Source organism: Gillisella terrae (genome assembly GCF_004801395.1).
GTDB lineage: Bacteria > Pseudomonadota > Alphaproteobacteria > Rhizobiales > Rhizobiaceae > Allorhizobium > Allorhizobium terrae.
Genome location: NZ_SSOA01000001.1, coordinates 646,872 through 664,157, shown reverse-complemented (window position 1 = coordinate 664,157; position 17,286 = coordinate 646,872). Strand labels below are relative to the sequence as shown.

The window sequence follows — 17,286 nt, the reverse complement described above, 5'->3', positions numbered from 1 at the left end:
TCGGGCGTTTTGCATTTCAGCACCCGGCGCGGGATGAAAATATGGGGCTATATAAATTTTTTGGGCGAACGCCCTGCTGGATATTTTCGCAAACCAGAATCGGTATAAGGAAGCAAGCAACAGAGGATGCATGGTGTCACGAACGCGCTTTCGGTGCCGTGGGTGAAGACTCTATTAATAGCTACCAACTAATATTAACGCCTATCCACGGCTGCGAGACCCGGCAATGTATTCCTTTCAACAGACACAAAAAAGCGAGACAGAGAGGCGTCAGGTTCAACGCGCCTTTCAGCGTGTGTCCGTTAGTCTTGAAGGGCGCTTGATGGTGCCCAGCCAGGACGAATATGTTTGCCTGACCGTGGATATGTCGCCCGGTGACGTCCGCTTTATTTGCGCTGCCCGCCCGGTGGCCGGTGATCGTATCATCGCTTACATCGACAATATTGGCCGCATCGAAGGCAGTGTGGTTAAAACCACCGATGATGGCTTTGTCATCAGCATCGTTGCCACCGATCGCAAACGCGAAAAACTGGCGGCGCAACTGACCTGGATTGCCAATAAACACGAATTGGGCCTGCCGGAAGATCGTCGTCACGATCGCCTCACCCCGCGCAAGGCACGCGCTGAACTGACACTGGACGACGGTCAGAAATTCAGCTGCCGGATTATCGACCTTTCATTGTCGGGTGCCGCCGTGGAAATGGAATATCGTCCCGCCATGGGTACGGCTGTCCGTCTGGGCAACACCCGCGGCCGCGTGGTCCGCCACTTTCTTGAAGGCGTCGCCATTGAGTTTACCACGCTTCAGTCGCGTGATTCCTTGAAAGATTTTCTCTAGAGTTTGTCAAGGAAAAATGGAATCCGGTTTTCCCGAAAAGACAAACGAAAACAAGGGAATTTAGAGTCTGTCAGGTTCAGATTCAGAGTACACGACACAAACGCCTTTATGTGCCGTTTACCCCCCTCTGGCTTGCCAGCCATCTCCCCCACAAGGAGGGAGATCGGATAGGCGTTCCCGCTCGTTTCTCACAATGAAATCCTGATTTCCGACACATAGGACGTATGCTGTTGAGCAATAGGGTTGCTTTTGTCGATCTCCCTCCTTGTGGGGGAGATGCCCGGCAGGGCAGAGGGGGGTGAGCTACACGGTAAAACGTATGCGTCGTGTACTATGGTTCAGATTGAACCAGAGCACACAGAACTGCTGCATAAGTTCTTAAATCCACTCCGATTTAAAAACTTATGCAGGAGAGTGCGGTGTGCTTCATCCTTCTTTTCACCCCCACCTCCCGCATGATCCAGCTCGCTACCCGTAACGACGACGGCGCACTCCGCTTGCGTACAAATGCTTTACGAAAGGTATAAAGGGGCGTTTTTGGCATAAATATAGTATCAACATATTCCGTTCATTAAGCATTCACCATCCGAACGCTTAGTAAAATAAATAATCACCTCAGCAACAGCGCATTCGGGCGAAATAGGCGGATTTTTCGTTCCAAATTGGGAATATCGCACTCTCCCAAAACGGGAACTCGATCAAACTCAGACCAAAACACTGAAACTGCACATCGGCAAAAAATCGTTTTCCATCATAAATTTCAACGTATTAAATTGAAAATCTCAGAACGAGCAGGACAACGTATACACAACCACTTAAGCTGATTTCTATCTTTTAGCCTACCAAATTCGTTAGAATTTTCGATAAATTTAATACTTATTCTATTCAAAACTATACTTATTTTGAGTTCTGAATTTTGCGAGAGATAAAAACATCAGCGTCATTGTACTCCCAGAACGGGGAGACATCCAATGACAAAGAAAAACACAATCGGTTTCGCCTTTATCGCTGCCATGCTTGCCTTCGCATCTGCGAGCAGCGCCAATGCAGGACAAGCCGCCATGACACTCGCTGGAAAAACCAGCCAGCCCATTGGCCATTACGAATTTTGCAAAACCCATGCGATCGAGTGCAAGCCTCTTGAGCGAGATTTTGGCCCGGCAAAACTGACACCTGAGCTTTGGAAAACCATTCTGGATGTCAATTACACCGTAAACACCACCATCAGACCTGAGACGGATCTGGAGCAATATGGCGTCGAAGAATTTTGGGCCTATCCTGTCACGGCTGGCGACTGCGAAGATTACGCGCTGCTGAAACGCCGCGAACTGATGGAAAAAGGCGTGTCGGCGTCAGACCTTCTGATCACCGTGGTGTTGCAGCCCAATGGCGAGGGCCATGCCGTTCTAACGGTCAGAACCGATCGCGGCGATTTCATTTTGGACAATATGCGCAACAAGGTGATGCTGTGGTCCGATACCGAATACACCTACCTGAAGCGTCAGGCTGGCGACAATCCCGGCCAATGGATCAAGATTATCGATAGCCGCAACTCGGCGATGGCGGCTCTGCAAACAAAATAATCCATAACCGACATTGGATGAACGCACACCCCTATCGAATTGGTCCGGTCTTCCCCGCACACCTATCCCGGCCGAGACCAAGAGCCGGTTCCGCTGCCACGGAACCGGCTCGATTTTATTAACCGTCAATTAACCATAATGGCGCAACCCTATCGACCGATAGAGAGATTCTTCAAGCGGAGCAGCGTTTCAGCGTGGCACATGCGCAAGACGACAATAGCCTGAATCAGGAAAAGCCGCTTTTATCCTTGCGCCAAAAGATCGCCCTCGCCGCGGTCTTGGGATTTATGGCTTTGTTTTCGCTGACGCTCACCTATTTCAGCCCAACACTTGGCCATTTTCTTTTGCTGGGCGATCACAGCGATCGCCAGACAGTTCGCAGCATCACCATCGGCCTTGATCAATTGCAGGTCGAAGAAAACGCCATTCGGTTTGAGCGCCAGCGGCACGATGGCAAAGCGATGCGTATTGATCTTGCGCTCATGTGGCCGGAAATGCGCGGCTATGACGTTGCCGATCGGCTGCGCTTTGATGATGCCAGCCAGACCAACCGTTTGATTTTTATTCAGATCAGCCAAAGCACCATGTCGCAAGATATGTCCGGGCGGGTCGCACCGATTTACACGCAACTTTTTGACGGTGCACCACAGCAAGGGCCTTATGGCCTGACCATTCACCGCCTCAAACCGGGCAGCGGTTATGATGGCGAGATCCTTTACACTGCACATCGGCCCGGTAATGCAGATTACGCCATACGCTGCATGGATGCCCCAAAACTGGAAGATCAAGCGATAGACGATTGCCAGCGCGATATTCACCTCGGCAAAGACTTGAGTGTTCTTTATCGTTTTTCCGCTCAAAATCTGGCGGATTGGCAAAAAATTGACGATGCCGTGACCGCCTATGTGAGCAAACGCATAACAGCAAATGCCAATCCATAAAAAATTAGTGAAAATCGCCCAGTCTTTGGCAAGGAGTTGTTCATCATAAACCACTTGGTAACGCTGTCGTTCTAAAGTGGGACCAGTGTCGCTACAGCGTCGTGCGTTTTAAAAAAACGCACGAAGAACGCTGTAACAGTTTAAGTCTGCTGCATAATTTTCGCCTTAAATCGATTCCGATTTAAGGAATTATGCAGTAGGGGGCGGCAAAATCGTGGATTCTGGAAAAAAGAGCATAGTGGTGAAGAAGCAAGTCGCGAGCCTCCTTGGCCGGAGTATGATGATCCGGTATATGACCCGTCTGTCTGTCGCTGCCCTCATTGCATGTGCCGCCAGCCTCAGCAGCACCGCCACGGCCCAGGCCGCCTACTCGCCGCCCTATGCCGATATAGTGGTCGACGCCAACACTGGCAAAGTGTTGAAATCTTCTGATCCCGACGCGCTGCGCTATCCTGCATCGCTCACCAAGATGATGACCCTTTATCTGGTGTTCGAAGAATTGCAAAAGGGCAAGATCCGCCTCAACACCCCTATTCGGGTATCGGCGCATGCGGCATCGCAAAAGCCATCAAAGCTCGGCGTTAAAGCCGGACAGACCTTCACGGTCGAGCAAGGCATTTTGGCCGTGGTCACCCGCTCCGCCAACGATGTGGCAACGGCCCTTGGTGAAGCATTGGGCGGCAGTGAAAGCCACTTTGCCGAAATGATGACCGCAAAGGCGCGCTCCCTTGGCATGACGCGCACCACCTATCGCAATGCCAATGGCCTGCCAAATTCACAACAAAAAACCACAGCACGCGATCAGGCGCGTCTGGGCATGGCGCTGTATACGCATTTTCCGCAGTACTACCATTATTTTTCGGCCAGACGTTTTGTTTATGGCAAGCAGGTTATCGGCAGCCATAACCGCTTGATTGGCAGCGTACGCGGTGTAGACGGCATCAAAACCGGCTTCACAAATGCGTCTGGTTTCAATCTTGTCAGCTCGGTCCATATTGATGGCAAGTCATTGGTTGCGGTCGTGCTCGGAGGTGTTTCAACCCCTGCCCGCGACAATCGCATGCGCCAGTTGATTGCCACCTATTTGCCGCAAGCCTCAAGCCGCGGCAACACCCGCGCCCTTGTTGCCAGCCAGAAATCGATACCTGAGCCCGTTGCCAACGCTTCGCGCGGCTCCGAACCCGTGCCCAGCTTGCCGATGGCAGACGTACCTGTTCCCGGTGCCCGCTACGGCAGCGCTCCGGCTTTGGGCGAAACGGCTTACGCAAATGATGAAGACGACAGCAGTGCGTCAAAGGCAATCTCGACAATTGCGCCGACCCCGAAACGTCGCAAGATGACTGGCCATCACCCTGTACCACCTGCCAACGTTGATAACACGATGACCTTCTCCACAAAGTCCGAGGCAAAAGCCGAATCGGGCTGGACGGTTCAGATTGGCGTTGCCAACAGCCATAGCGATGCCATGGACCTGTTACAGCGGGCAAAAGCGAAGGGCCACGCCGGATTGAAACAGGCTCGCCCTCTGGCTGTTGCCTATGGCGAAGGTTCTTCAAAAGTCTACCGCGCCCGCTTTATCGGGTTTGAGGACCAGCAAGCCGCTTTAAATGCATGTAATTCGCTGAAAAAATCTGGCGTGAGTTGCTGGGCCGCGATGCAATAACCACAACACCCCACCTCGAAATGTCATGCGTGCGAGGAAACCAAAATGGCAAACAACGAAAATATTGAAAACATCATCTCTGAAGATGCGGCCATGCCGTACAACCCGCGCAGCGTGTTGAACCCATTGCACGATGCAGCTTTCAAGCTGGCGGAATTTGGTACAAACAAGCCGCGTTCAAAGACCCGCGAGTTGATGAATCTGCTGATGTGCCATGGTGCGCGCGCCTGGCGCTACTCACAGCCAGAAGCCCATATTCACATCCATATCGGCATGCAATCGGGCCGGATTCCGCTGACAATGCGCCTGAGATAATATAGATATTAGCTTGATTGTCGGGGGGATAACATCATGCCACTTTACGCTTTGGGTGATCTGTCACCAGCCTTGCCAGAAGCCAACCGGTTCTGGATTGCGCCAGATGCGCATGTGATTGGCAATGTCATTCTCGGTGAAGACGTTGGCATCTGGTTTGGTGCCGTGCTGCGCGGTGATAATGAAGCCATTACGCTGGGTGCTGGCACCAATGTGCAAGAAGGCACCATGATCCACACCGACATGGGCTTTCCCGCAACAATCGGCCAAGGCTGCACCATTGGCCACCATGCCATTATTCATGGCTGCACCATTGGTGATAACTCCCTGATCGGCATGGGAGCGACCGTTCTCAACGGCGCAAAAATTGGCAAGAATTGCCTGGTCGGAGCCAATGCGCTGATTACCGAAGGCAAAGAATTTCCCGACAATTCCCTGATTGTTGGCGCGCCGGCCCGTGTTGTGCGCATACTGGATGATCAAGCCGTCGAGGGATTGCGAAAATCGGCGCTCAATTACATTGCCAACTGGCAGCGTTTTGCCCGCGATCTGCGTCCATTATAAGCCTGCGCAATTGGCGCAAACGCCCTTGATCTCAATGGTGGTTTTCTCGGCCTTGAACCCCCTGCCCTTGGTCCAGTCCTGAAGCTGATGCTCAATGGCGTGGTCGTGAAACTCCTGCACCAGACCGCAGCGTTCACAAATGGCAAAGGCAACCGTGCCGTGGCTGCAACAATCATGCTTTGGATGGGAGCAGACAACAAAAGCGTTCAGGCTTTCCAGCCGATGCACAAGCCCAAATTCCAACAGCTTTTCCAAAGCGCGATAGACCTGAAGCGGTGCGCGAAAACCGTGATCGCGCAATTTATCAAGAATGGTATAGGCGGAAAGAGGCCCATCAGCGCTCTCGAGAGCTTGAAACACAAGAGCCTGATTGCGGGTTAGTTGCGGCGTGGCCATAGACATCATCCTTTCCCGTTGGAGGCGCGAGGACCGCGCACGGGCAGCAGACTTAAAAGAAACAACACGAGAGCCGCCACCACAATGGAAGGCCCCGACGGCGTGTCATAGGTCAGTGAACCAAACAGCCCACCGACAACGGCAAGCCCGCCAATCACCGAGGCCATAACGGCCATGATCTCGGGCGTGGGAGCAAAGCGCCTTGCTGTTGCCGCCGGAATGATCAGCAAAGCCGTGATCAACAAAATACCCACAATCTTCATGGCAATGGCAATGACAACCGCCATCAACAGCATGAAAATAAGTCTGGCGCGTGCGGGTTTCAAGCCTTCGGCTTCCGCCACATCCTCATTCACCGTTGCCGCCAGCAGCGGACGCCACAGCAGGCACAGACAAGCAATGACGAAAAAGCCGCCCAACCAGACGGTGACGATATCGGTACTGGTCACCGCCAGAATATCACCAAACAGATAGGCCATCAGATCCAGCCGCACCCAGGTCATGAACGCCACCAGCACAAGGCCAATTGCCAGCGTGGAATGGCTCAAAATACCCAGCAGCGCATCAGATGACAGCCCCTGTTTTTTCTGCAAGCCCAGCAACAACAACGACACCATTGCTGCCACCAAAAACACACTCAAGGTCAAATTGATCGAAAACAGCAAGGACAGCGCCACGCCCAACAACGCCGAATGGGCCATGGTATCGCCAAAATAGGCCATACGCCGCCAGATCACAAAACATCCCAGAGGACCAACGGTAAACGCCAGCCCAACACCGGCAAGAAGCGCACGCAGGAAGAAATCATCCATCATGGCGACCTCCGTTCAATGCGGTCGAGGCCGTGCCTTCGCCATGGTGCTGATGGTGGTGTTTTTCCCCATGATCATGATCATGATGATGGCCGTCACCCGGGTGGCAATTGTCGGTAATCGAGCCATCCTGATGCTGCACCCGCCCATCCGGCAGGTGGGTGTGATCATGGCGATGATTATAAACCGCCAGCGTGCGTGCAGCGGCCACACCAAACAAGCGCTGATATTCCGGGCTTTGGCTGACAATATCGGGCGTGCCCCGGCAACACACATGGCCGTTCAGGCACACCACCGTATCGGTCTCGGCCATCACCACATGCAAATCGTGTGAAATCAGCAAAATACCGCAGCCGGTTTTGCGCCGAATGTCAGAAATCAAATCGTAAAGCGCGATTTCACCTGCAAAATCGACACCCTGCACAGGCTCGTCCAGCACCAGCAAATCAGGTTTGCGCGCCATGGCACGGGCCAGAAGTGCGCGCTGAAACTCACCACCCGACAGATTTTGCACCTGTGCGCGGGCCAAATGGGCAATGCCTACAGCATCAAGGGCGGCGTCCACCTCGCGCTTGCTCAGCTTCACGGTCAGCGTCATCAAACGCTCGACACTGAGCGGCATGGTCCAATCAACGGCGAGCTTTTGCGGAACGTAACCCACGGTAAAATCGCGCAACCGCTCGACGCTGCCCTCATCAGGCTTCAGAACACCGATGGCCATTTTGGCCGTGGTGGATTTTCCTGATCCATTTGGGCCGATCAGGGTAACAATCTCGCCTTTACGCAACTCAAGCTCGACACCACGCACCAGCCAGCGCCCACCGCGCTGAATACCAGCATTGCGAAGAGTGACCAGCGGAGCTTCACCAGAGATATTCAGCACGCAAGCATGACCTTAAATTTGTCTGTTGCATCACGCTATGCCACACGTTATAGCGTTACGCAATCTATGTAATAACATTACATGGGCATCACGGGACATGACATACAGGAGATCATCATGCGCGCAAAGCACCTTGCTTACCTCGGTTTTATGAGCAGTTTTTTGGCGTGTGGCTCTGCCTTTGCTTCCCCCAATGTCGTGACCTCGATCAAACCTCTCAACTCGATTGTAGCCGCCATCATGCAAGGTGCGGGTACACCTGAATTGCTGGTGGAGGGTGCTGGTTCTCCCCATAATTATAGCCTCAAACCATCGAAAGCCGAAGCATTGCAACACGCAGATGTGGTTTTCTGGATTGGACCGGGGTTGGAAGCGTTTCTGGATAAGCCTTTGGATGCTTTGGCGGGCAAAGCCAAAGTGGTCGAGATGGAACATGCCAAGGGCGTAAAACTTCTGCCAACACGTCAAGGCGGAACATTTGAGCCACATATGCATGATGAAGATCATGATGCCGCCGAGGGCGGCGAGCACCACGATGCAGACCACGCCCATGATGAACATGCCCATGACGCGCAGGCACATGATGAGCAGGCACATGACGAGCATCACGAGCATGACGAAGCCTTTGACATGCATATCTGGCTTGATCCGAACAATGCGAAAGCCATGGCGAAAACGGTCGCCGACACATTAAGCCAGCAAGATGCTGCCAATGCGGCCCTATATGCCAAAAATCTGGCGGCCTTCGACGCCAGCGTTGATGCACTGGACAAGAAGCTTGCAGCCCAACTGGCTCCGGTGCGCGGCAAACCGTTCATCGTCTTTCATGATGGTTATCAGTATTTTGAGCATCACTATAAGATCACCGTTGCGGGCTCCATTACCGTCAGCCCGGAAACCGCCCCCGGTGCCAAGCGTGTGGCCGAAATTCACGCCAAGGTCAAAGAGTTGGGAGCCACCTGCGTGTTTGCCGAACCGCAGTTTACCCCAAAGCTGATTTCTGTGGTGGCAGAAGGCACCAAGGCCCGCACCGGCGTGCTTGATCCCCTCGGCACCGATTTGAAGGATGGGCCAGACCTATATCCGGCTCTGATGACCAATATGGCAAACGCCATCAGCACCTGCCTCAAGGGCTGATACCAAGTTCAAAAACGGCGGATGCAGACATCCGCCTTTTTAAGGTCGACAAATGTAATGTTATTACATTAAGGAGTGAGAAATGACGCAGAGACTTCCAGTCACCGTTCTTTCCGGCTTTCTGGGTGCCGGTAAAACCACCCTGCTCAACCACATTCTTGGCAATCGCGATGGCTTGCGCGTGGCGGTGATTGTCAATGACATGAGCGAGGTGAATATTGATGCGGCCCTCGTGCGCGATGGCGGCGCAAACCTATCGCGTACCGATGAGCAATTGGTGGAAATGAGCAATGGCTGCATTTGCTGCACGCTGCGCGAGGATTTGCTGACAGAAGTGCGCCAGCTGGCCGCTTCCAACAAATTCGACTACCTTTTGATTGAGGCCACCGGCATTGCCGAGCCGCTGCCGATTGCCACCACCTTTGATTTTCGCGATGAAGATGGCCAAAGCCTCAACGATATTGCCCGTCTGGATACGATGGTGACGGTGGTGGACGCCGCCAATCTTCTCAATGATTACAGCTCCACCGATTTTCTGGCAGACCGCGGTGAAACGGCGGGCGATGAAGACAACCGCACGCTGGTGGATCTGCTGGTCGAGCAAATCGAATTTGCCGATGTCGTTGTGCTCAACAAAGCCAGCATCGCCGGCGCTGAAAAGCTCGATGCCGCCCGCAAGATTGTCGTTGGCCTTAACCCCGATGCCCATATTATCGAAACGGATTTCGGCCATGTTGAACCAAGGCAGGTGCTTGGCACCAACCGCTTTGACTTTGCCCGCGCCGAAACCCATCCGCTGTGGTTTAAAGAACTGCACGGCTTTAAAGATCACGTGCCGGAAACCGAAGAATACGGCATTCGCTCCTTTGTCTATAGAGCCCGCCGTCCTTTTGATCCCATGAAGTTTCAGGCGTTTATTGATAGCGCATGGCCGGGCGTTATCCGTGCAAAGGGCTTTTTCTGGCTGGCCACCCGCCCCCACCATGTTGGCGAAATGAGCCAGGCTGGCCCCTTGGTGCGCACAGGCCGCATGGGTCTGTGGTGGGCCTCGGTGCCAAAGCAGCAATGGCCACAAGATCCCGGCTTCATGCGGGCCATGGCCCCTTATCTCGATCCGATCTGGGGAGATCGTCGCCAGGAACTGGTGTTTATTGGTGCCGACCCGATGAATGAAGCCGAGATCCGTGCAAAATTGGATGTATGTCTGGTGCCCGAATCGAGCTTCACGCCCGCTGCCTGGCGCAATATGAAAGACCCCTTCGCGGAATGGGCAGCACCGCAGATGGCAACAGCCTGATCAAGGGGACCAAGCGACACACGCTTTACCAAGGCCGCCGCCTTATCTTTCAAAGATCAGGCGGCAGCAGAGCCAGGTTCAAGCATCGCGATCCGCACGCTTCATCCGCTTTATATTGGACACCAGATCGCCAAACCGATCTCCCTGCACCGCGATATGGTCACGCAACACGTGACGGGCTTTTTCGGCGTCGCCATCAAGAATGGCGGCAACAATTTCACCATGCTCCCGCAAGGACGTTTTCATGCGATTGCGAACACGCAGTTGCAAACGGCGATAAGGCCGAAGACGCCGATGCAACAGCACGCATTGATCTTTCAAAAAACCGCTATGGCAAGCCTCATAAATCGCATGGTGAAACACCTCGTTTTCATAGTAATAATCGTCGGTGTCTTCCTGTAGGCAAGCCCGCTCACACCGCGCATGCGCGTCCAGAAGCGCGATCCGATCTGCGCTGGTGTGGCGGCGTGCGGCGTGTGCGCCTGCCATACCCTCAAGCTCGGCCATCACATCAAACATTTCAAAGACATATTGCGGTCCAAGATCAACCACCACTGCCCCGCGCCGGGGCCGGATCTCTACCATGCCAATCGCACTTAACTGCATTAATGCTTCACGGATCGGCGTGCGCGAAACGCCAAAGCGAGACGCAAGCTGCACTTCATCCAACCGCTCGCCCGGCACAAATTCCCCCGCCACGATACCGTTTTCAATTTCATCCCGGAGCTTGTGGAAAGTGTTTGAAGACATGGCGGATCTCTGCGTACAATATCAAAAATCTTGTATACAACATTATTGACATTGCGTGCAAGACAGGGGCATCATGATAAAAATCCGGCGGGGAGGCTGGAACAAAGGGAGGAAAACATGAAAAAAATCAGACAGATACTGAAAGTCGGCGCGCTGACCGCCATAAGCACCGTTGCAGCGTGGAGCGCCCATGCGGACACAGTGTTGAAAGCGTCCCACCAATTTCCGGGGGGAAAAGGCGACATCCGCGATGAGATGGTTCAACTTATCGCCCGCGATGTTGCGGCCGCCAATGTCGGGCTGACCATTCAGGTGTTTCCGGGGTCTTCGCTTTACAAACCCAACGACCAATGGAACGCCCTCACCCGTGGCCTTCTGGATATGACCTCTTTTCCACTGGATTACGCCTCGGGCCGCAATCCCGAGTTTTCGGCAACCTTGATGCCCGGCCTTGTCGGCAATTTTGACCGTGCCAAACGCCTCAACACCTCGCCCTTTATGACAGACATCAAGAAGATCATTGAAAAGCAAGGGGCTATCGTGATCTCTGACGCCTGGCTTTCGGGGGCTTTTGCCTCCAAAAAGGGCTGCATCACCTCGCCTGAAACCATAAAGGGACAAACCATACGCGCAGCAGGCCCTGCTTTTGAAGAGATGCTGGTGGGTGCTGGTGCCTCCATTTCGTCCATGCCGTCTTCAGAAATTTACACCGGCATGCAAACCGGCGTACTGGATGCGGCCAACACATCCTCTGCCAGCTTCGTCTCTTACCGGCTGTTTGAACAGGCCAAGTGCCTCACAGCACCCGGAGAGAACGCGCTGTGGTTCATGTATGAGCCCGTTCTGGTTTCCAAGAAGACCTTCGACAAGCTGACACCGGACCAGCAAAAAGCCATTCTGGCTGCGGGCAAAAAGGCTGAAGAATTCTTCGACAAGGAAGTGCGCAAAGGCGATCAGGTGATGATTGATGCCTATAAGAAGGCAGGCGTGGAGGTCGTTGAAATGACCAAGGCCGATTATGATGCCTGGCTCGAGATTGCCAAGAAAACCTCTTACAAAAACTTCGCCGAGAAAGTGCCAGGCGGTGCCAAGCTGATTGATGAAGCACTCGCCGTAAAATGATCGACCAAAGCATCGAGGGCTGCGGAGGCAATGCCGCACCCTCACGGCAAAAATTGGGGAATATCAAGATGGTAAAGGCCTATATTTGGACAATCAGCCAAATATCCCGCCTGTTTGCTTTCATTGCAACAGCACTTTTGATTGCGTCCATGCTGGTCGTCTGTCAGATGATTTTACTGCGCTATGCGTTCAATCTTCCCACGATCTGGCAAACCGATTTTGTGGTGTTCGCAGCCACCGCCGCCATGTTTCTCGGCGCACCCTATGTGCTGCTCAAAGGCGGCCATGTTGGTGTCGATGTGGTTGAATTGATGGTCAGCGCATCGACCCGACGCGGGCTGAAACTGATTGGCAGCCTTTTGGGTTTGTTGTTTTGTGTGATCATGCTGCTGGCGGGCTGGTTTCAGTTTCACGATGCCTGGGCCGGTAATTGGAAACACTCCAGCGTCTGGGCACCGCCGCTCTGGATTCCCCTGCTTTCTTTGCCCATCGGCTTTGGCCTTTTGAGCCTGCAATATACCGCACAAATCCTGTCGCTTCTCACCCATCAGCCGCAAGACACCTCCAATGCGTCCGAAGATCCACATTCCGCTCTGAAGGAGATGCCGCAATGAGCCCAACTGCTGCCGGATTGCTGATGATCTTTGCGTTGTTTGTGCTGCTGGGCACGGGCATGCCCATTGCGTTTGCGCTTGGCCTTGCCGCTGTTTCTGCGCTGTTTTTCCAAAGCGGTTTTGATATTTTCTATGTGCTGGGCGACACCATGTTCTCCGGCATTGCCAATCTGGCCTATGTTTCTATTCCGATGTTTGTGCTCATGGGGGCCGCCGTTGCCTCATCACCTGCGGGATCGGATCTCTATACCGCGCTGGATCGTTGGTTAAACCGGGTGCCGGGCGGTCTGGTTCTCTCCAATATCGGTGCCTGTGCGATTTTTTCCGGCATGACCGGCTCTTCCCCCGCCACCTGCGCCGCCATTGGCAAAATGGGCATTCCCGAAATGCTCAATCGGGGTTACCCCAATTCGGTTGCCACCGGCTCCATCGCCGCAGGCGGCACGCTTGGTATTTTGATACCGCCATCGGTGACGCTGATTGTCTATGGCATCGCCACCGAATCCTCCATTGGCCGCCTGTTTATGGCAGGCGTCATTCCCGGTATCATGCTGACAATCATGTTCATGATCTGGGCCGTGATTGACTGCAAGCGCAAAGGCTATGTGTTTGATGCCGGTGGCATTCGCTACACGTTAAAACAACGAATGGCGTCTCTGCCGCGCATTCTGCCCTTTTTGCTGATCATTGCCGGAACGCTCTATGTGCTCTACGGCGGCGTGGCAACGCCATCGGAGGCGGCAGGTGCTGGTGCCTTTCTCACGCTCGCTGTCGTTATCATTGCCTATCGGCTGTTTCGCATCAAACCCGTTGCCCAGATTTTTTCCTCGGCCATGCGCGAGAGCGTGATGATCATGATGATCATGGCGTCTGCAGAATTGTTCGCCTTTGCACTATCATCGCTTTACATCACTCAGTCGGTGGCAACCTTTATCGCCGATCTTGAAGTAAACCGCTGGGTTTTGATGCTGATCATCAACGTCTTCCTGCTGATCTGCGGCATGTTCCTGCCGCCCGTTGCCGTCATTGTCATGACAGCGCCCATGCTGTTCCCGATTGTGACGCAAGCAGGTTTTGATCCCTATTGGTTTGCCATTATTCTCACGATCAACATGGAAGTCGGGCTGATTACGCCACCCATCGGGCTCAATTTGTTCGTCATCAATGCCATTGCGCCCAAAATACCCACGCGCGATATTTTGTGGGGTGCTCTGCCCTATGTGATCGTGATGTTCATTGCCATCCTCATTTTGTGCGTCTTTCCCGATATTGTGACATGGCTACCCAATCATATGCTCGGAGCAATGTGATGAACACCACATCCTTCTTTGGCGACATGCTGCAAGCCATTACCGATAGGGGCCGTCGGCTGCTGTCCTTTGGCCCACGCAATGAAGATGAAAACCCGTTGAGCACCATGGAAATGCTCTGCGAGACCTTGCTTTCCAGCCGGGGTGAGGCCTCGGGCATGGCGCTGGCCACCGACATTCTGGCCGGCTGGCAGCGGCTGGATGCCGCCCAGCAAAAAGCCTTCATGCATATGCTGCTCACACGCTTCGGCCCAAAAACAGACCGCCTTGAAAAGGCGATTGACAATTACCGCAGCAACCCCAGCCCCAAAGCCTTGCTGGAACTTCACTTTGCCTCCGAGCCACGCCGTCAGGAGTTGATCCGGCGATTTAACCTAGCTCCCAATGGCGTGGCATCCCTGGTGCGTATGCGCGAAGCCCTTCTTGGCATCAAGGCCAGCGACCGCGATCTTGAAGCCGTGGATGCCGATTTCGCCCATCTGTTCGGGTCATGGTTCAACCGCGGCTTTCTCATGCTGCGGTCCATCAATTGGTCGACGCCCGCCAATATCCTCGAAAAAATCATCCGCTATGAAGCTGTGCACCACATTGGCAGCTGGGATGAACTGCGCCTGCGACTTGCGCCAGATGACCGCCGCTGCTTTGCCTTTTTCCACCCGCAACTGGTGGATGATCCGCTGATCTTTGTTGAAGTGGCACTGACGCAGGAAATCCCCGCCAATATCGCCGGTCTGTTGCGGGAGGAACGGGCTGAAATCCACGCCAAGGAGGCAACAACTGCTGTGTTTTACTCGATCTCCAATTGTCAGGATGGCCTACGCGGCATTTCCTTTGGCAATTTTCTGATCAAGCAGGTTGTGCAAGACCTGCGGCGGGATCTGCCCAAGCTTGAAACGTTTGTAACACTTTCGCCGGTACCCGCCTTTGCCGCATGGCTTGCAAAAGAGCGCGACAATGACGCATCGGACGTCCTCAGCGCCACCGACAAAGCCAAACTGGCAGCGCTGGACCAGCCGGAATGGTGGAATGATGACGCTTTGTGCGAGCAAATTCGCCCCATCATCACCATGGCTGCCGCCTGGTATTTCTTGAAAGCCCGCAACAGCGAAGCAAAGGTCATCGACCCTGTGGCCCGCTTCCATTTGGGCAATGGTGCGCGCCTTGAGCGCATCAATTTTCTTGCAGACCGCTCACCCCGCGCATTAAAGCAATCCTTTGGTTTGATGGTCAATTATCTCTATAAACTGGATGATATCGAGACAAACCACGAGGCATTTGCAGCCCGCAACGAGGTTGTTGCAGCGCAAACCATTCGTAAGCTGGTGCCAACCGATAAAGCACCGAAAAATCTGATTGCTCTGCCGCAAGCCTTGATTGCCACGCAGGCCAAAGACGAGCAAAAAACCAATAGCAGCAAGGAGTTTCATGCATGAGCAACCACCTTTTTGATGCCATCTGCGCCGGCATCCGTTCAGACGCGCCCTTTATCGAGACTTTAGAGGGTAAGTGCTGGACCTATGGTGATATGCTCACCCTCTCCGCCCGCCTGGCCTCTGCCCTTGTCAAAAGCGGCGTAAAGCCCGGCGATCGCGTGGCGGTGCAGGTTGAGAAAAGCCCGGAAGCCTTGATGCTCTATCTCGCCTGCGTGCGGGCCGGTGCGGTCTATTTGCCACTCAACACTGCCTATACACTGGCGGAACTCGAGTATTTCATTGGCGATGCCGAACCAAGCCTGGTTGTCTGTGCTCCAGCCGCCAAGTCCGGACTTTTGCCAATTGCCACAGCCAAAAATGCTGCCGTTGAAACGCTGGATGAAAAAGGTGGTGGCAGCCTGATGGAACTGGCAGCGCAGCAGCCCGATGCATTCACAGACGTTGAGCGCGCAGCCAATGATCTTGCGGCGATACTCTACACCTCCGGCACCACAGGCCGCTCAAAGGGTGCGATGTTAAGCCACGACAATCTGCTGTCCAACGCCGCCACCCTGCGCGATTATTGGAAATTCTCCAGCGCAGATCGGCTTATCCACGCACTGCCGATCTTTCACACCCACGGACTGTTTGTGGCATCCAATGTCATCCTGCTCTCGGGCGCGTCCATGTATTTCCTGCCGAAATTCGATGCCGACACAGCGCTGCGCCTGATGCCGACATCGACAGTCATGATGGGCGTTCCCACCTTCTATGTCCGCTTGGTGCAAAGCCCGGATCTCACGCCACAATCCACCGCCCATATGCGGTTGTTCATCTCTGGCTCTGCGCCGCTGCTGGCCGAAACCCATCGCCAGTTTGAAGCCATGACCGGCCATCGTATCCTTGAGCGCTACGGCATGACGGAAACCAATATGAACACCTCCAATCCCTATGACGGTGAACGGGTGGCCGGGACTGTTGGTTTCCCCTTACCCGGCGTCGCATTGCGCGTCACCGACCCTGAAAGCGGCAGGCCATTGGCAGACGGCGAAACCGGGATGATCGAAGTGAAAGGCCCAAATGTATTTCAGGGCTATTGGCGCATGCCGGAAAAAACCCAAAGCGAGTTTCGAACCGACGGCTTTTTCATCACTGGCGATCTTGGCAAAGTGGATGAGAATGGCTACGTCCACATCGTCGGCCGCGGCAAGGATCTGGTGATTTCAGGCGGCTATAACATCTATCCAAAGGAAGTGGAGAGCGAGATCGACATGTTGCCCGAGGTGGTCGAGAGCGCCGTCATCGGCGTTGCCCATCCAGATTTCGGCGAAGGTGTCACAGCCGTTGTCGTGCTCAAGCCCGGCGCATCCTTGGATGAAAAAGGCGTGTTAAACGCCCTTCAAGACCGTTTAGCCCGCTACAAACAACCCAAGCGCGTCATATTTATCGACGACTTGCCGCGCAACACGATGGGCAAGGTGCAGAAAAACATTCTTCGCACCACCTATGCCGATTTGTATCAATCCTAAAAACAGCTTTGCGCCGTGCGGCTCATCTGCCGCACGGCGCTTATGCATGATGGCAAAGCACGTTTATTTCAGAAACATCAAAGATGTAGGAACAAAGACATCCCTCTGGTCGTTATGGTC

17 protein-coding genes are annotated in these 17,286 nt (G+C 53.9%); 13 read left to right on the top strand and 4 right to left on the bottom strand.

Going from position 1 to position 17,286, the window contains the following annotated elements:
- Positions 1 to 226: 226 nt before the first annotated feature.
- The 6 genes from E6C51_RS03095 to E6C51_RS03070 all read left to right on the top strand — a co-directional run bounded on the left by E6C51_RS03095 (position 227) and on the right by E6C51_RS03070 (position 5,904).
- Positions 227 to 838 (top strand): PilZ domain-containing protein, encoded by a 612-nt coding sequence (locus E6C51_RS03095; RefSeq protein ID WP_146930381.1) that lies wholly within the window; start codon positions 227 to 229, stop codon positions 836 to 838.
- Between the two features lie 971 nt (positions 839 to 1,809).
- The gene (locus E6C51_RS03090) at positions 1,810 to 2,421 is read left to right on the top strand and encodes a transglutaminase-like cysteine peptidase (RefSeq protein WP_190234980.1); all 612 of its coding nucleotides are present in this window, start codon (positions 1,810 to 1,812) and stop codon (positions 2,419 to 2,421) included.
- Positions 2,422 to 2,615: 194 nt separating this feature from the next.
- The gene (locus E6C51_RS03085) at positions 2,616 to 3,362 is read left to right on the top strand and encodes a hypothetical protein (protein ID WP_190234979.1); all 747 of its coding nucleotides are present in this window, start codon (positions 2,616 to 2,618) and stop codon (positions 3,360 to 3,362) included.
- A 292-nt stretch (positions 3,363 to 3,654) separates the two neighbouring features.
- A complete protein-coding gene (locus E6C51_RS03080) occupies positions 3,655 to 5,025 on the top strand; it encodes a D-alanyl-D-alanine carboxypeptidase (protein WP_230987027.1) in 1,371 nt (456 codons plus the stop codon).
- Between the two features lie 45 nt (positions 5,026 to 5,070).
- A complete protein-coding gene (locus E6C51_RS03075; RefSeq protein WP_146930387.1) occupies positions 5,071 to 5,340 on the top strand; it encodes a hypothetical protein in 270 nt (89 codons plus the stop codon).
- A 36-nt stretch (positions 5,341 to 5,376) separates the two neighbouring features.
- Positions 5,377 to 5,904, top strand: coding sequence for a gamma carbonic anhydrase family protein (locus E6C51_RS03070; RefSeq protein WP_190234978.1), 528 nt, complete (start codon positions 5,377 to 5,379; stop codon positions 5,902 to 5,904).
- Here E6C51_RS03070 and E6C51_RS03065 read toward each other — a convergent pair.
- The 3 genes from E6C51_RS03065 to E6C51_RS03055 are packed head-to-tail and all read right to left on the bottom strand — an operon-like array spanning position 5,899 to position 7,995.
- Positions 5,899 to 6,300 carry a Fur family transcriptional regulator gene (locus tag E6C51_RS03065; protein ID WP_190234977.1) on the bottom strand — a complete coding sequence of 134 codons (402 nt, stop codon included), beginning with the start codon at positions 6,298 to 6,300 and terminating at the stop codon, positions 5,899 to 5,901. The two genes, E6C51_RS03070 and E6C51_RS03065, sit on opposite strands and share 6 nt — an antisense overlap.
- 5 nt (positions 6,301 to 6,305) lie before the next feature.
- Entirely contained in the window at positions 6,306 to 7,115 is an 810-nt protein-coding gene (locus E6C51_RS03060; RefSeq protein ID WP_190234976.1) for an iron chelate uptake ABC transporter family permease subunit, read from the bottom strand.
- The gene (locus tag E6C51_RS03055) at positions 7,105 to 7,995 is read right to left on the bottom strand and encodes an ATP-binding cassette domain-containing protein (protein ID WP_190234975.1); all 891 of its coding nucleotides are present in this window, start codon (positions 7,993 to 7,995) and stop codon (positions 7,105 to 7,107) included. The genes E6C51_RS03060 and E6C51_RS03055 overlap by 11 nt, the downstream gene beginning before the upstream one ends.
- A gap of 117 nt (positions 7,996 to 8,112) precedes the next feature.
- Between E6C51_RS03055 and znuA the strand changes: the two genes are divergently transcribed.
- Both znuA and zigA read left to right on the top strand, forming a co-directional pair.
- A complete protein-coding gene (gene znuA, locus E6C51_RS03050; protein WP_190234974.1) occupies positions 8,113 to 9,132 on the top strand; it encodes a zinc ABC transporter substrate-binding protein ZnuA in 1,020 nt (339 codons plus the stop codon).
- Positions 9,133 to 9,214: 82 nt separating this feature from the next.
- Positions 9,215 to 10,429 carry a zinc metallochaperone GTPase ZigA gene (zigA, locus tag E6C51_RS03045; protein WP_190234973.1) on the top strand — a complete coding sequence of 405 codons (1,215 nt, stop codon included), beginning with the start codon at positions 9,215 to 9,217 and terminating at the stop codon, positions 10,427 to 10,429.
- A gap of 78 nt (positions 10,430 to 10,507) precedes the next feature.
- Here the strand turns inward: zigA and E6C51_RS03040 are convergent, their stop codons facing one another.
- Entirely contained in the window at positions 10,508 to 11,179 is a 672-nt protein-coding gene (locus E6C51_RS03040) for a GntR family transcriptional regulator (RefSeq protein WP_146930405.1), read from the bottom strand.
- 117 nt (positions 11,180 to 11,296) lie between these two features.
- Here E6C51_RS03040 and E6C51_RS03035 point away from each other — a divergent pair, with 117 nt between their 5' ends.
- The 5 genes from E6C51_RS03035 to E6C51_RS03015 all read left to right on the top strand — a co-directional run bounded on the left by E6C51_RS03035 (position 11,297) and on the right by E6C51_RS03015 (position 17,166).
- Positions 11,297 to 12,301, top strand: coding sequence for a TRAP transporter substrate-binding protein (locus E6C51_RS03035; RefSeq protein ID WP_190234972.1), 1,005 nt, complete (start codon positions 11,297 to 11,299; stop codon positions 12,299 to 12,301).
- 68 nt (positions 12,302 to 12,369) lie between these two features.
- A complete protein-coding gene (locus E6C51_RS03030) occupies positions 12,370 to 12,915 on the top strand; it encodes a TRAP transporter small permease subunit (protein ID WP_146930411.1) in 546 nt (181 codons plus the stop codon).
- On the top strand, positions 12,912 to 14,225 hold the full coding sequence (locus E6C51_RS03025) for a TRAP transporter large permease (RefSeq protein WP_190234971.1): 1,314 nt from the start codon (positions 12,912 to 12,914) through the stop codon (positions 14,223 to 14,225). Before E6C51_RS03030 ends, E6C51_RS03025 begins: the two co-directional genes overlap by 4 nt.
- On the top strand, positions 14,225 to 15,658 hold the full coding sequence (locus tag E6C51_RS03020; protein WP_190234970.1) for a malonyl-CoA decarboxylase: 1,434 nt from the start codon (positions 14,225 to 14,227) through the stop codon (positions 15,656 to 15,658). The genes E6C51_RS03025 and E6C51_RS03020 overlap by 1 nt, the downstream gene beginning before the upstream one ends.
- The gene (locus E6C51_RS03015) at positions 15,655 to 17,166 is read left to right on the top strand and encodes a malonate--CoA ligase (protein ID WP_190234969.1); all 1,512 of its coding nucleotides are present in this window, start codon (positions 15,655 to 15,657) and stop codon (positions 17,164 to 17,166) included. Before E6C51_RS03020 ends, E6C51_RS03015 begins: the two co-directional genes overlap by 4 nt.
- The last annotated feature ends 120 nt before the right edge of the window (positions 17,167 to 17,286 follow it).

What these genes read in the sequence shown, in the direction of transcription:
- E6C51_RS03060 (WP_190234976.1), bottom strand. Translation starts at nt 7,115, where the DNA reads ATGATGGATGATTTCTTCCTGCGTGCGCTTCTTGCCGGTGTTGGGCTG.
- E6C51_RS03090 (WP_190234980.1), top strand. Translation starts at nt 1,810, where the DNA reads ATGACAAAGAAAAACACAATCGGTTTCGCCTTTATCGCTGCCATGCTT.
- E6C51_RS03020 (WP_190234970.1), top strand. Translation starts at nt 14,225, where the DNA reads ATGAACACCACATCCTTCTTTGGCGACATGCTGCAAGCCATTACCGAT.
- E6C51_RS03035 (WP_190234972.1), top strand. Translation starts at nt 11,297, where the DNA reads ATGAAAAAAATCAGACAGATACTGAAAGTCGGCGCGCTGACCGCCATA.
- E6C51_RS03070 (WP_190234978.1), top strand. Translation starts at nt 5,377, where the DNA reads ATGCCACTTTACGCTTTGGGTGATCTGTCACCAGCCTTGCCAGAAGCC.
- E6C51_RS03075 (WP_146930387.1), top strand. Translation starts at nt 5,071, where the DNA reads ATGGCAAACAACGAAAATATTGAAAACATCATCTCTGAAGATGCGGCC.
- znuA (WP_190234974.1), top strand. Translation starts at nt 8,113, where the DNA reads ATGCGCGCAAAGCACCTTGCTTACCTCGGTTTTATGAGCAGTTTTTTG.
- E6C51_RS03025 (WP_190234971.1), top strand. Translation starts at nt 12,912, where the DNA reads ATGAGCCCAACTGCTGCCGGATTGCTGATGATCTTTGCGTTGTTTGTG.
- zigA (WP_190234973.1), top strand. Translation starts at nt 9,215, where the DNA reads ATGACGCAGAGACTTCCAGTCACCGTTCTTTCCGGCTTTCTGGGTGCC.
- E6C51_RS03030 (WP_146930411.1), top strand. Translation starts at nt 12,370, where the DNA reads ATGGTAAAGGCCTATATTTGGACAATCAGCCAAATATCCCGCCTGTTT.
- E6C51_RS03080 (WP_230987027.1), top strand. Translation starts at nt 3,655, where the DNA reads ATGACCCGTCTGTCTGTCGCTGCCCTCATTGCATGTGCCGCCAGCCTC.
- E6C51_RS03095 (WP_146930381.1), top strand. Translation starts at nt 227, where the DNA reads ATGTATTCCTTTCAACAGACACAAAAAAGCGAGACAGAGAGGCGTCAG.
- E6C51_RS03065 (WP_190234977.1), bottom strand. Translation starts at nt 6,300, where the DNA reads ATGGCCACGCCGCAACTAACCCGCAATCAGGCTCTTGTGTTTCAAGCT.
- E6C51_RS03015 (WP_190234969.1), top strand. Translation starts at nt 15,655, where the DNA reads ATGAGCAACCACCTTTTTGATGCCATCTGCGCCGGCATCCGTTCAGAC.
- E6C51_RS03040 (WP_146930405.1), bottom strand. Translation starts at nt 11,179, where the DNA reads ATGTCTTCAAACACTTTCCACAAGCTCCGGGATGAAATTGAAAACGGT.